The sequence below is a fragment of the Corynebacterium sp. HMSC076C10 genome, from assembly GCF_001812455.1.
In the GTDB taxonomy this organism is placed as follows: domain Bacteria; phylum Actinomycetota; class Actinomycetes; order Mycobacteriales; family Mycobacteriaceae; genus Corynebacterium; species Corynebacterium jeikeium_D.
Genome location: NZ_KV809108.1, coordinates 140,455 through 153,397, shown reverse-complemented (window position 1 = coordinate 153,397; position 12,943 = coordinate 140,455). Strand labels below are relative to the sequence as shown.

Below are 12,943 nucleotides of genomic sequence, written 5' to 3'. Positions count from 1 at the left end.
TCCATGATGCAATGACCGCCTGACCCTACCAGCCGTTTTTCGGGCCATTTCTGTCATAAACGCAGTCAGTAACTCGCATTAAGAACTAAGCGACAAAAGGGCCCACCCAGCGACATGCTGAGCGGACATATTTTCGTCTATTAACCCTAGAGAGCAGGAAAAACTCGTTCACCGAAAAATCCCCCAGGGTATTACCCAAGGGGAAACTGCGAGGTCGAGCGAAGGATAAAATACAGACCCGGCTGCCCTAGCCAATCTGCCGCTTCAAACGGCGGCGCTCACGCTCAGAGAGGCCACCCCAAATGCCGAAGCGCTCATCATGCTCGAGAGCAAACTCCAGGCATTCATCTCGCACACCACAAGCACGACAAATACGCTTTGCTTCGCGAGTGGATCCACCCTTCTCAGGGAAGAAAGCTTCTGGATCGGTCTGGGCACACAGAGCTTGCTCCTGCCAGTCCTGATCGACGGCTTCAAACAACCCCGAAAGGTCATCTGCCCACTCTGTCAACGGCCGAGGCTGGTTTTCAGAGGAGCTATCATTCACAGCGATGTCACCCGCATTCGTCTCACTATCCACAGCAGAGCCGCCATCAAACATGCTGGACTTTTCCATGCCGAGGGCCTCCTGATGGTTGTTGCTGCGGGTCTTTAAATTGGGCTTAGTGTGCGAAACACACATTTGTGATTACACACGTGTAACCCACCATCGGTCAAGCCGAATAGAGAATTTGCCCCAATACTTTTCATTGCCCCTGAAGCCCCTCCCCCCGCGTTGGGGATTAAGTTCAGGTTGAAGGATGGCGCCCGAACCCTAAACCTGCCACCTGAACTCAATCACATTCGCCACATGCCTCTCACCAGCAACTTTGACGACACTTCGGCAACTCTAATCAGATATTGCCGACAAAAGTCTGACACGCCGAAGGCTGCAGACTAGACATCCGTCGAAAAACGTACTCCGTGATCGGGGATCTGGACGCCCGGCCACACACGGATACCGTTGATCAATTCACAGCGAGCACCAACGACGGCACCCTCGCCGATAATGGCATCACTGATGACCGTTCGCGGGCCGATATCGGCGCCATCGGCAATCACAGAGCGCTCGATCACAGCACCGGCACCGATGCGTGCGCCGTCGAAGATCACCGATTGATCAATCCGAGCTCCCGCACCAATCTCCGCCCCACGGCCGACAACAGAGCCACCGTAGAGAAGAGCACCGCCACCGACCGACGCAGATTCGTCGACAAGCGCTTCGCCGTGCTTACCCTCTAGAAGTGGTGACGGCGCGATACCGCGGACCAAATCGGAGGAGCCGCGGACGAAGTCACCCGGAGTCCCCATGTCACGCCAGTAGGCGTAATCAACGTGACCGTAGACGTTCATACCGCGGTCAAGCAGCGCTGGGAAGATTTCACGCTCAACGCTGATGGGGCGACCAGCCGGAATCGACTCGATAATCTCGCGGCGGAACACGTAGATACCGGCATTAATCTGATCGGTCGGCGGATCCTGGGTCTTCTCCAGGAACTCCAGGACGCGCCCATCCTCATCGGTCGGAACACAGCCGAACGCGCGTGGATCCGGCACACGGACGAGGTGCATCGTGACGTCCGCATCCTTCTCCGCGTGGGTGCCCAACACCGCGCGCAAGTCGGTACCGCCGAGGACATCGCCATTGAAAATCATTGCGGTGTCATAGCGCAGCTTGTCTAGGACGTTTCGGATACCGCCACCGGTACCCAGCGGCTCAGCCTCAAAGACGTATTCAATTTCGAGACCCAAATCCGAACCGTCGCCGAAGTGTTCTTCAAATACTTCAGCTCGGTAGGAGGTGCCCAATACCACGTGCTTCATACCTGCTGCACGAATGCGGCCAAGCAGATGCTCCAGGAATGGATGCCCTGCCGTGGGCAGCATCGGCTTCGGCGTATTCACGGTAAGGGGACGCAAACGCGTACCTTGCCCGCCAACCAGAATGACAGCGTCAGTCTGTTCAGCCAACGTGGCTCCCGCCTGCTGTGCAGCATCCGCTCCCGGCTGGAAGGCGGAGCCATGCCCAGCACTCGGACGAACTTCGGTAGTCATGAAATCGGTAACTTTCTTCGATGGATCATTCCAACAGTTAATTAATTCCTACGCTTTTTGACCGCGATTATGACTTTGCCACGCAGGAACAGCCCCAAACGCAATGCCAGTCGCACAGGTGCCAGCGCCGGCCCCGGCAGGCGATCTGACATAAAACGGTATGCCGACTCGTGATGGGCCTTTACGGTAATTTCCGGGTGCTTACTGGCAGAATGTCCCTGCGCGTGACGTATCTCTGCACGGGGACAGAAAACATTGCTCCAACCGGCCTTGCCCAGTCGGTCACCCAAATCCACGTCCTCCATGTACATGAAGTAGCGGGTATCAAAGCCATCAATCTGGTCGAACGCATCCCACCGCAGCAGCAGGCATGCACCCGACAACCATCCCGCCGATCGCTCACGATCCATATCCGTGTCATCCCGGTAGCGCCGTGAGAAAGGGTTAGTAGGCCAGATATCGGCAAGCAGCGCGTGCCCGATACCGCTGACAAGTTTAGGAACCGCGCGTGCCGACGGGTACACGCTGCCATCCGCCTCGCGAATCAGCGGACCAATCGCTCCGGCTTTGGGATTGCGCTGCGCGCATTCCAACAGAATATCGATTGCGCCAGGGGCAAACACCACGTCAGGATTGACCAGCATGACGTAATCAGGATTGATTTCACCGGCACGGCGAGCCCGCCCCAGCTCCGCAATGCCACGGTTGGCGGCCGCGCCATAGCCAATGTTGCCGCCGGTGCGCAGAAGCTGAACATCCGCTCCGGTCTCCTTGGCCCGAGCTTCTTCCTTCTCCACGGAACCATCCGTCGAGCCGTTGTCGGCCATAATCAGGCGCGTGGAGGCACTGGCGGCGGGGCCCAGCGAATCCACCAGCTTGCTCAAGTGCTCACCGGGCGAAAAGGTCACGGTGACCACACCGAGCGGAAGCTGCGAGGGTTGCGGGGAATTCGAGGTTACATTCACAAACCTAGACCCTAGGTCAGGACTGCCCGCAAAGTGTCCTGCCACTCCGGAAGCGCATGTAGACCTACCTCACTCCATGCCGAACCATCCAACACGGACCAGGCCGGACGCGGGGCCGGACGTGGGAACTCACTGCTGGTACAAGCCGCCACACGCTGCGGATCGTGACCGGTGAGCCGAAACACTTCGCGAGCCACTTCGAACCATGTCGCCTCACCGCTGCCCGTGACATGGAAGGTGCCGGTCGGTGCGCTGCTCGGTTCGGACAACACACGTTCGGACAACTCCCAGATAGCTCCGGCGAGATCACCGACAAATGTGGGGTTTCCGTGCTGATCGTCAACGACCTTAATAATTGCCGGATTGCCTTTGTCGTCAGTCGCCGTCTCTGCCAGACGCATCATCGTGGAAACGAAGTCCTTGGCCTCCGGCTGTGTGGGCCCCGACCAGACCCACGCCGTGCGCAAAATAGCGAAACGCGCACCCGAATCACGCACATTATTCTCCCCCACTAACTTGGTACGACCATACATAGTCTGAGGCGCGGTGAAATCATCAACTCGCAGCGCTCGGCGCTGCCCCGTCATCTCATCGATTGCTACATCACCGAAGACATAGTCGGTGGAGATGTGAATGAGATACGCGCCTTCTTTTTTCGCCCGAGCCGCCAAGTACTTCGGTCCAAGTGCATTGATAAGGTGCGCCGAACCGGGATCGGATTCTGCGCCATCGACATCGGTCGCCGCTGCCGCGTTAATGATGATGTCGACGTCGTCAAGCAGAGGCGTTGCCTCCACAGCAGCCGAATCAGTGATATCCAACTGTGCCCGCGTAAGAGCGAGCACCTCAACATCGGCGGCGAAAGAATCACACTGAAGCGCAGTACCCAGCTGTCCCGCCGCGCCAGTTATGGCGACAATGGGACGCCGCGAGTTGCTGTGGGTTGGTCCAGGAGTGGCGAAATGCGAGACTGAAATTTCGGACATATTCTTCTTTATCACTATCGTAGATACGATTGACACTGTGTTGAGGTGTAACCGGATACGGATTGACACTGTGTTGAGGTGCAACCGCACACGGTTGGACGGTTAAGGTTTATGTAGTTTCCGCAGCTGCTTACTGCCCTCCACGATGTGTGGAATGCCCACGCAGACATGCAGCACAAATTATATTTTCGAAAAACGGTTTAAGAGGAGCCCCGGTTTGAGCAGCCACACGCCACGCGCGCGTCACGCACGCGATATTCAAGCGCCACCGTCCTCTGCAGAGAGTACAGCCCAAGCTTGGCCGCCGATGCTACGCAATGCGCTTGTGCTGCTCTCAGCCATTATCCTGGTTATTTCCGCAGTTGGCTGGTGGACACTTGGTAGGACCACCGACAACTTGGGTTCGGGTGGCGACTTCGGTCTGGGCAGTGAGAAGGACGGTGCAACCGATATTCTGCTCGTCGGCTCCGACTCTCGCACCGATGCCCAGGGCAACCCGCTGACTCCGGAAGAAGTTGAGCTTCTGCGTGCTGGCGACGAAGAAGCCACGAATACAGACACGATTATTGTGATTCGTGTTCCTGCCGATGGTTCTTCAGCGACGGCAATTTCCATTCCGCGCGATACCTATGTCCACACCAATCGCCTAGGCAACACAAAGATTAATGGTGTCTACGGCAACACAAAGCAAATGGTGGAAGAGGAACTCGCAGGAAGCGGGGCCTCGCCGGAAGACATTGAGCGTCGCTCGACCGAGGCCGGACGTAGAGCTCTGATTGAAACCATTAGCGACCTCAGCGGTATCACCGTTGACCACTACGCAGAAGTTGGCCTGCTCGGCTTCGTCCTGCTCACCGATGCCATCGGCGGTGTCGATGTATGTCTGAATGAGGCTGTCTACGACGAGTTCTCGGGTGCAGATTTCCCAGCGGGCTCACAGACATTGAAGGGCGCCGACGCGCTCTCATTCGTCCGCCAGCGCCATGGTCTGCCCCGCGGTGACCTCGACCGAATTACTCGCCAGCAGGTCTTCATGGCCTCGTTCACCAATAAGCTGCTCGGCGCTGGCACGCTGTCTAATCCCGCGAAGCTGTCTGAACTGGGCAACGCCGTCCAGCGTTCGGTGGTGCTCGACGACAACTGGGATGTCACCGGATTTGCCACCCAGATGCAGGGCCTCAGTGGTGGCAACGTGAAGTTTGAAACTATCCCGGTGACCTCGATTGACGGTGTCGGTGACTATGGCGAGTCGGTGGTCACAATCGATAAGGGCCAGGTTCACCAGTACTTCGAGACCCTGCTGGGCACCAAGGAAGAAAAAGCTCCGGCGAAGGAAGAAGACGAAAAGAAGGCTGACCCCAACGCGGCTGAAACTACAGTCAGCGTTTACAACGCCACAGGCATCGAAGGTTTGGCCAGCGGCGTCTCAGGCTTCTTAACGGAAAAGGGCTACACCCAGGGAGAGGTCGGCAACGCTGAGTTCGCCGGCGTTGCCTCCAGCCAGATCAATGCGGCTGACCCAGAGGATCCGGCAGCGCAGGCCATCTCTGAGGCACTCGGTGGCGTACCGATTGTCCACGATCCATACCTCGATCCGCACCACATCTCAGTGACAATTGCCGGTGACTACGAAGGCCCGGGATTGACATCAGAGGGAATGGCCGCTGATTCGGGCGACGGTGCCGAACCCGCGCCTGAAGTCGAAGATGGTTCCAATGGCGATGTCATCGGCCAGGAAGGCGGGGCAATTCCGCAGGAAGATCGCCCCGCTATCGACGCCGCCGGCGTGACCTGCGTGAACTAGGTCCGTCCCTTCGGGGAGACCTCAGCGACATGTTCGATGAGGTTATATTCCTCAATTGCGGCCAAGGACTCCTTGGCCTCCTGTTCGTCCAGCACGTTCATGATGAATCCGTTCTGGACGAACACCCAATCACCTGCCACCAGCTCAGGCACGTACATTGCCGAGCATTGCCGCTTCTGCCCCGCCATATCCACCGTCGCCATCGGCAATGGACCATCGGCGATTGCCAGAACCTGAGCAGGAATTCCAAGACACATCGAGTTACTTCGTCCTCTCCACTACAGTCGGGGCGTCCGCCGAACCACGGCTATCCGTTGTCATATTGTCCGCAGGTGCACCGGCATGTTCCTGCATCGTGAATGTCATCACTCCCGCAGGTGCCGAGCTACACGGTAGGCACGGATCAGCGGCCCAGATGGACTTCTCGACCCCCGCAGTCTCCCCGCCACCGCGCAGCTGCTCGGTGAGCATACGCGTCAGCCAGGGTTCATTCTGCGCAGTTGGCGTCATAATCTGACAATCCGTGATGATGCCGTCAGCTCCTGCCGTATAACGATGCACTAACAGCCCGCGCGGCCCGTCGATCATCCCGACACCGCTGCGAGGTCCTGCAAAGTCAGCATTCTCAATCGCCGCCGCGGCATTCGGATCGCACACATGGTCGCCGAGCAGTTCCCCGTCGGCAAGCACCTGTCTCGCCCAGGCCACGGTGTCGGCGAGAAGCTGGCGTTGGGCGTCGCGTGGGCTGATTCCACGCTTATCGACGACAACCTGCCTGGAGACCGGCCCCACCCGGTAAAAATCTGCCCGCTGACCTTCACAGCCATCCTTGCCCAGCTCCTTCGAGGCATCAAACACCGGCCTGGGAGCGGCATCGCCCGGACGGGACTCCCGAACACGTGTAGGCCAATCAGCAGCCGGGAAAATCTCCGCCGCGGTATCGGTGTCATGCCGCGCGACTGCGAGGTAATTTCCCAGCGGCGCAAGCTCACCATCGGCATCGACAACTGCCACGTCGAGGCCGTCAAAAGTATCCGTCCAAGCATCAGGGGCATCGGGAGTGGGAAGAAGCTCCACTTCCTTGATTACCGCCGTCTCAGCCAGTACCTCCAGAGCAGTTTCTGCCTCAGAAACCAGCGTCTTATCCACTGTCGCGCGCACACCGCCGGGGACGGCGACATCCGGGAAGTGCGACGGTGCCCCCGCTGCACGCATCAGAGCTTTTCCGGCACGCTTCATTGCCCGCGCCCCCTCGCGGTCGACGGCCACAAATTTGGTCGCTAGATTATCCAAGGTCGACCCGGCCGCCAGCAGCTCTCGAATCAACTGTGCGGTTCGAGGAATGTCGAAGACCCCGTAAAGGTCCTCTACCGCCCGCACGCCTGCAAGATGATGCACAACCGGGCACAGGCCACACAGCCGCTTGGTGATATCTGGTACAGCCAGCGCCTGCTTGCCCACGAGCATCCCGTCGATACGCGGTAGCCCTGAAAGGTCGAAGGACACCTGTGTGATGGCGCCGTTGTCATCGCGATAGACATCCAGTCGTGCCTCGAATGGGTCAACAAGCTCATCGAGCTGGATGTGCTGGGTAACCGGAACGGATTTGGATGACATGGTCCGCCTGCGCCTCCTTTGCGCTGAGTGCTTCGCCATAATGGTATCTGTGCATGAGCTTGGATTGTTGACCAGCGTGGTGGAAAAGATTGCCGAGGTCTGCCCGGGACGCACCGTGACAAAGGTGTCAATGCGTGTGGGCGACCGCTCCGGAGTCGTCTACGATTCCCTCATCGCCGCGTGGCCCGTGGCCAGTGCCGCGACACAGTGTGAGGGCGCGGAGTTAGACGCCGAGCTCATTGTGTCGACGGTCTACTGCCCCACCTGCGAGGCCGAGCATGAAATCGATGAATTCTATGCTCTAACCTGCCCCGTCTGCGGCACCCCAACTGCGGATCTACGGCACGGCCGCGAGTTTGAAATCTCCAGTATTGAGGTCAACGCTGAGGGCGAGAGTTAGACGCCGCTGTCGTGCTCGTCGGCAAGCCAGCTGTCGATGAGCTCACGCGCAACCTCAGTCGCTTCCTCAATGCCGACAAGTGCCGTGTCGCTGAGCCCCACCACCATGTCAGCCGACTCGTAGACGACTCCCACCACACCGACGCGCGCAGGCTCCTGCCCCAGCAGTCGCGCCGCGGTGAGCAAATCCAGCAAGCCGACCTGATGCGCGGACAGCTTTGCCGCCAATAGTCTAGGGATCTGGTCACCGACGAGCTTGACGACGGTACCGGGATCCCCCGGACCAGCGAGAGCGTCGAGCAACAATAGGTTCTTGGCCTCCTGCACGATGGGCAGCAACTCCATACCGCAGGTGCCACCATCGATGTAGGCAACCGCACCCGTCCATTCGTCCCCTCGCCCGGCGAGGTTCGCAGGATCATCGAGGTTGGAGGGCGACCAGACCAGATGCGCAGAATCCCCGGCCTGCGTTGTCTGCCCCATGCCTGCAGATTCCAGTTCTGGGGCAAGGCGCCTCAGCAGCTCGAGACCAATGCCGTCGTCGCCCATGACGGGGTTGCCGATGCCAAGAACCGTCACCAACGGAGTGCCAGCATCAGCACCGGTGACTGCGTCGGACACCTTATCGTTACCCAATGATCTCCTATCCAATGCGTGGAGAGTCAACCGGTTGCGTGCCGCGCGGTAGCCAGACAGAGCCACCAATCATCGAGGACAGACCACCGTGGTTGTGTACCGCATCAGAGCGGATAACCAGGTAGACGTGAATGATGGCGAAGAGCCAAATCAGGTACATGATGATTGTGTGAATCAGGCGGAAGTAGCCGATGCCAATCCAGTGCGTGGGCATAGCCAACAGCTGGAAGAACCAGTTGGACTGGTCCATCATCGCGTATAGCGACAAACCTGTGAGCATCTGGATGAAACACATCGCGTAAATGCCGGTGTACGCCAGCTGCTGCAGCGGATTGTGTGCGAAGTAGAACGGCCCTTCCTTGCGCAGGAAGAGGTAGTACTGCATCGTGTGCCAGAGGTCTTTAACATCCTGCTTGTTATAAATCGGCCATAGCGCACGCCATCGTGTTTGTCGGTCGTGGGTAACAAACAGCAGAATGACACGCCATAGCCCCACCGCGATCCATAGGAATCCGGCTAAGAAGTGCGCGAAACGGACATATCCCATCGCGAATCCCGCGGCCGAGCCGTCATAGGTGCGCTCAGTCAAATAGGGCTGCATGATGTACCAGCCAGTAAAGGTCATCACCAACATCAGCGCCAGGTTCAACCAATGTTGAACGCGCAGCGCCCATCCCCACAGGTGAACCTCGACCCACGAACCGGAGCCCTTCTTGTTCTCCGCAATGGCCTCGTCGAGTTTCCGCAGCCCCATTGCCACGAATCCTTCGAAGATGAACTCTCCGATGATATTTCCGTCTTTGTCAATGGGCGCAAGCGCGACGCCCATGCTGCGGTGCCCGCGACCATGGTGCATGTTCGCGTTACGACGAAGTAGAACGCCTTCCTCACGGGACATCGTGGATGCCTCAACGACCGCATTCAATTCACCGCGCATGATGGCGACATCGACCGTTTGATCCGCAATGTTGAGGCCGTGCACCTTGGCAATGGAGTAACGGCGGTCAGGCGTCGCCGGGTCGTAGGAATCCGGGGTCAGTTTCATCAGTGGCGTGCCGTCGAGGTGGAAAAGATCGTCACGACGACGACGCAAGCTGACCTTTAGCGCAAGGTCGACAGGATCGCGGGAGTCGTCCGGGACAATTGCTGCGGCCTGAATGACCTCGGATGGCGACAACCAGTGGCTGGTGTGTGCGTCAATAACCGCAATAACCAGGGGGTTGCCCTTGGAATCTTTTAGTCGCAGTTCCGGATTTTCACTCACTGGGGGTGTCATGCCGTCGTCACCTTAAACATTTCCTGACCAGCCGGATCCAAAATGTGGACTGCGCAGGCCATACATGGATCGAAGGAATGAATCGTGCGAAGTGGTTCAAGCGGCTGCTCGGGATCAACCAGCGGATGTGTGCCATCGCCAGCCAGCGCGTGCTCGTATGGGCCAAGCTGCCCCTTCGGGTCACGGCCACCGGCCAGCCACGTGGTGGGAACCACGGCTTGGTAGTTGGTCACCTTGCCATTTTCAATTTTGACCCAGTGGCTGAGCATGCCACGAGCGACCTCGAGGAAGCCCACGCCCTGGCACTTTTCCGGCCACGTGGTCGGCTCCCAACAGCTGTTGTCGAAGACATCGATGTCGCCGTTCTTCAGGGCCTCAACGAACTCCGGGAAAATGTGATCTGCCAAGTAATTGGCGGTGGTCACAGACTCCACAGCACGTGCGTAGGTGCGTCCCGCAGTGGAGTTCATCTGCTCAATGCGCAGGTCGAGCTTATCCATGACCTCGTCGACCAGGCGCATTGTCTCCGGCTCCTTCTGCAGGTATGCCAACAGCACACGAGCAACCGGGCCAACTTGAACAGCGCGACCGTCGTAACGCGGCGCCTTCGACCAGGTGTACTTTTCATTGTCCGACAACCACTCGTACGGCGGCTTCGGGCCGGTGTAGTTCACAGTTGTTTCGCCGTCATACGGCTTGAGGCCGACATCATCGCCGGCTTCCTGCGTATACCAGGCGGAGTTGATGAATTCCTCGATCTTTTCCGGCTGGAATGGGTGGAGCTTGGTGTAGTCACCGTCGAGAATGACACCGGGCTTGATGTCTGGATGCACGGTCTGGACACGGGACTTAGCCGGGTCGCCGGAGTAAGTGGCGCCGGCCATGCCTACCGCCAGGAAGCTGTCGGAGGAGCGACCGATGTCGAAGTAGTCCTTGTAAACGCTCATGATGGCGACTGCATCTGGGTAGAAGCAGTCATTGACGAACTCCACGATCTCGTCGATCCAGGACTTGATCTGATCAATGCCGACTTGGTTGACAGTCTCCGAGCGTTCCGGGTCGATGGAGCACGCCATGCCTCCGACCAGGAAGTTCGGGTGTGGGTTCTTACCGCCGAAGACGGTGTTAATGCGGATGATAGAGCGCTGGAAAGCCAAGGCGTCGAGGTAGTGCGACACTGCCATCAGGTTGGCCTCGGGCGGCAAGCGGTAGTCCTCATGTCCCCAGTAGCCGCCGGTGAAGATGGACAGCTGGCCGGAGTCCACAATGCCCTGCACGGTCTCCTTGACCCGGGCGAAGGTTTCTTCGTTATTGCCCTTCCACGTCGAACCGATCGACTGCGCGAACTCAACGGTCTTCTTCGGATCGGCCTCGAGAGCCTTCGTGACATCAATCCAGTCCAGACCGTGAAGATGGTAGAAATGCACGACGTGGTCGTGAATCTCCTGCGAGCCAATCACCAGGTCGCGAATACGACGTGCCTGCGGGGGCGGTGTCGAGCCAATGGCATCTTCGACAGCGGCAATGGACGCCACCGAGTGAGTACCCGTGCACACACCACAGATACGACCAACGAATGCCCAGACATCGCGAGGATCGCGGTTTTTCACAATGGTTTCGATACCGCGGAACTGAGTAGTCTCACTCCACGCGGTTTTGATCTGGTCTCCCTCGCGTTCCAGCTCAATGCGAAGGTGTCCCTCGATTCGGGTAATCGGGTCGATTACAACTTTTTCCGTAGCCATGTCCTATGCCCCCTTAGTTGTCCTTCGAATCGGATGCTGTCTCGCTCTGCGTGCCTGGTGCGTTTGAAGGAAGGTCGACCATCGGTGGCTTCCGGCCTTCCACACCACCAAACGCAGCCAACACCTTTTCTTCGCCGTTGGAGCGCCTTATCTTCAGTTCCTTCACCAATGTGAGTCCGCCATGGACCGCGGCACCCGCGGCAGTGGCAGCCAGCAGTCCAACGCCGACCTTGTTCACGCTGGACTCCACTCCAATACCCGGGATTCCCGGCAGCTTGTCGTAGAACGGAGTGAACTGGTCGAAGAAGTCCTTCTCAGTACAGCCAATACATGGGTGACCAGCACCGATTGGCCAACCGGACTTAAGGTTCCACTGCACGATTGGGCATGGGCTAAACGTGGATGGCCCCTTACAGCCGACCTCGTAAAGGCACCAACCGTTGCGTGCGCCCTCGTCGTCGAAGGTTTTCACGAACTGACCGGCATCGTAATGCGCACGACGCGGGCAGGAGTCGTGAATACGCTGGTCATAGGCAAACTTTGGCCGCCCCTCAGCGTCGACCTCCGGTGTCTTGCCATAAGTGAGTACGTACGTCAGGGTGGCCGTAATCACCTCACCAATCGGCGGACAACCAGAGACGTTAATCACCGGCTTGCCCTTGATAATCTCATCGACACCCTTGGCACCGGTCGGATTCGGCTTAGCAGCCTGGACAGAACCCCAGACTGCGCAGGCACCAACGGCCAGGATTGCCGTGGCCTTCTCAGCAGCCTCGAGCAGCACCTGTTCTGCCGACTTACCGCCAATGGTGCAGTACGCACCGTTCTCGCCGGTCGGAATCGAGCCATTGACCACCAGAATGTGATCCTCGGCATTCATGTCGTCCAAAGCCTTTTCAGCCGCATGCCCGGACGGTGCCATGAGCAGCTCGTTGTAGTCCATCGAAACCAGGTTCAGCACCACATCTTCAGCAGTGGTGCCTCCGGAACGCAATACGGATTCCATACATCCGGTACATTCCTGCAACTGCAGCCAAGCCACCTTCGGCTTCTTTACAGCCGAGAGCTTATCTGCGATTTCCTCCGCCGAGGGAGTCAGTGACTGCGCCGCAGCCTCACCGACATTCGGAGTTCCGGCGGCAAAAATTGCCGCCATAGTGCCACAAAACTTCATGAAACTGCGCCGTGAGACACCAGCTCTAGCGAGGTTTTCGCCGAGGGTCCCTTCCTGCCAATTCGCGCCACTAATCATTTTTTCGCTGCGCCTTCTGCTTAGTTATTAGGAATATTGGTTTCGAGGTTTTACAACTACCCAGGCCCATTGCCTATACATGGCCAAGTATAGCGACCTAAGAACAACCTGAATAATGGCGCTGCGCTGCGGTTATAACAAAATAATATGCAAGATAAATGTTGCGTAA

At 58.2% G+C, this 12,943-nt stretch carries 12 protein-coding genes; 2 read left to right on the top strand and 10 right to left on the bottom strand.

Going from position 1 to position 12,943, the window contains the following annotated elements; genetic code table 11:
* Positions 1-247: 247 nt before the first annotated feature.
* The 4 genes from HMPREF2857_RS04735 to rfbD form a co-directional block, all read right to left on the bottom strand.
* On the bottom strand, positions 248-616 hold the full coding sequence (locus tag HMPREF2857_RS04735) for a WhiB family transcriptional regulator (protein ID WP_005510060.1): 369 nt from the start codon (positions 614-616) through the stop codon (positions 248-250).
* A 320-nt stretch (positions 617-936) separates the two neighbouring features.
* Entirely contained in the window at positions 937-2,094 is a 1,158-nt protein-coding gene (locus tag HMPREF2857_RS04730; RefSeq protein WP_048731655.1) for a mannose-1-phosphate guanylyltransferase, read from the bottom strand.
* Positions 2,095-2,135: 41 nt separating this feature from the next.
* Positions 2,136-3,059, bottom strand: a complete 924-nt coding sequence (locus tag HMPREF2857_RS04725; protein ID WP_070642939.1) for a glycosyltransferase family 2 protein — start codon at positions 3,057-3,059, stop codon at positions 2,136-2,138.
* Between the two features lie 11 nt (positions 3,060-3,070).
* Positions 3,071-4,045, bottom strand: coding sequence for a dTDP-4-dehydrorhamnose reductase (gene rfbD / locus HMPREF2857_RS04720; protein WP_070642938.1), 975 nt, complete (start codon positions 4,043-4,045; stop codon positions 3,071-3,073).
* 217 nt (positions 4,046-4,262) lie between these two features.
* On the opposite strand from rfbD, the gene HMPREF2857_RS04715 reads away from it, so the two are divergent.
* Entirely contained in the window at positions 4,263-5,849 is a 1,587-nt protein-coding gene (locus tag HMPREF2857_RS04715; protein ID WP_016422192.1) for an LCP family protein, read from the top strand.
* Here the strand turns inward: HMPREF2857_RS04715 and HMPREF2857_RS04710 are convergent.
* Both HMPREF2857_RS04710 and HMPREF2857_RS04705 read right to left on the bottom strand, forming a co-directional pair.
* Positions 5,846-6,106 (bottom strand): HypC/HybG/HupF family hydrogenase formation chaperone, encoded by a 261-nt coding sequence (locus HMPREF2857_RS04710; RefSeq protein ID WP_070438465.1) that lies wholly within the window; start codon positions 6,104-6,106, stop codon positions 5,846-5,848. The two genes, HMPREF2857_RS04715 and HMPREF2857_RS04710, sit on opposite strands and share 4 nt — an antisense overlap.
* A 4-nt stretch (positions 6,107-6,110) precedes the next feature.
* Entirely contained in the window at positions 6,111-7,466 is a 1,356-nt protein-coding gene (locus HMPREF2857_RS04705) for a nickel-dependent hydrogenase large subunit (protein WP_070642936.1), read from the bottom strand.
* Positions 7,467-7,506: 40 nt separating this feature from the next.
* Here HMPREF2857_RS04705 and HMPREF2857_RS04700 point away from each other — a divergent pair, with 40 nt between their 5' ends.
* Positions 7,507-7,866, top strand: a complete 360-nt coding sequence (locus HMPREF2857_RS04700) for a hydrogenase maturation nickel metallochaperone HypA/HybF (RefSeq protein WP_187271236.1) — start codon at positions 7,507-7,509, stop codon at positions 7,864-7,866.
* Here the strand turns inward: HMPREF2857_RS04700 and HMPREF2857_RS04695 are convergent.
* The 4 genes from HMPREF2857_RS04695 to HMPREF2857_RS04680 all read right to left on the bottom strand — a co-directional run bounded on the left by HMPREF2857_RS04695 (position 7,863) and on the right by HMPREF2857_RS04680 (position 12,774).
* The gene (locus HMPREF2857_RS04695) at positions 7,863-8,447 is read right to left on the bottom strand and encodes a hydrogenase maturation protease (protein ID WP_070642946.1); all 585 of its coding nucleotides are present in this window, start codon (positions 8,445-8,447) and stop codon (positions 7,863-7,865) included. The two genes, HMPREF2857_RS04700 and HMPREF2857_RS04695, sit on opposite strands and share 4 nt — an antisense overlap.
* 61 nt (positions 8,448-8,508) lie before the next feature.
* Positions 8,509-9,777 carry a Ni/Fe-hydrogenase, b-type cytochrome subunit gene (gene cybH / locus HMPREF2857_RS04690; RefSeq protein WP_016422187.1) on the bottom strand — a complete coding sequence of 423 codons (1,269 nt, stop codon included), beginning with the start codon at positions 9,775-9,777 and terminating at the stop codon, positions 8,509-8,511.
* Entirely contained in the window at positions 9,774-11,522 is a 1,749-nt protein-coding gene (locus HMPREF2857_RS04685; protein WP_049191152.1) for a nickel-dependent hydrogenase large subunit, read from the bottom strand. Before HMPREF2857_RS04685 ends, cybH begins: the two co-directional genes overlap by 4 nt.
* A 13-nt stretch (positions 11,523-11,535) precedes the next feature.
* Positions 11,536-12,774 carry a hydrogenase small subunit gene (locus tag HMPREF2857_RS04680; RefSeq protein ID WP_070549734.1) on the bottom strand — a complete coding sequence of 413 codons (1,239 nt, stop codon included), beginning with the start codon at positions 12,772-12,774 and terminating at the stop codon, positions 11,536-11,538.
* Positions 12,775-12,943 lie beyond the last annotated feature (169 nt).

What these genes read in the sequence shown, in the direction of transcription:
- HMPREF2857_RS04680 (WP_070549734.1), bottom strand. Translation starts at nt 12,774, where the DNA reads ATGATTAGTGGCGCGAATTGGCAGGAAGGGACCCTCGGCGAAAACCTC.
- HMPREF2857_RS04705 (WP_070642936.1), bottom strand. Translation starts at nt 7,466, where the DNA reads ATGTCATCCAAATCCGTTCCGGTTACCCAGCACATCCAGCTCGATGAG.
- HMPREF2857_RS04710 (WP_070438465.1), bottom strand. Translation starts at nt 6,106, where the DNA reads ATGTGTCTTGGAATTCCTGCTCAGGTTCTGGCAATCGCCGATGGTCCA.
- cybH (WP_016422187.1), bottom strand. Translation starts at nt 9,777, where the DNA reads ATGACACCCCCAGTGAGTGAAAATCCGGAACTGCGACTAAAAGATTCC.
- rfbD (WP_070642938.1), bottom strand. Translation starts at nt 4,045, where the DNA reads ATGTCCGAAATTTCAGTCTCGCATTTCGCCACTCCTGGACCAACCCAC.
- HMPREF2857_RS04700 (WP_187271236.1), top strand. Translation starts at nt 7,507, where the DNA reads ATGGTATCTGTGCATGAGCTTGGATTGTTGACCAGCGTGGTGGAAAAG.
- HMPREF2857_RS04735 (WP_005510060.1), bottom strand. Translation starts at nt 616, where the DNA reads ATGGAAAAGTCCAGCATGTTTGATGGCGGCTCTGCTGTGGATAGTGAG.
- HMPREF2857_RS04685 (WP_049191152.1), bottom strand. Translation starts at nt 11,522, where the DNA reads ATGGCTACGGAAAAAGTTGTAATCGACCCGATTACCCGAATCGAGGGA.
- HMPREF2857_RS04730 (WP_048731655.1), bottom strand. Translation starts at nt 2,094, where the DNA reads ATGACTACCGAAGTTCGTCCGAGTGCTGGGCATGGCTCCGCCTTCCAG.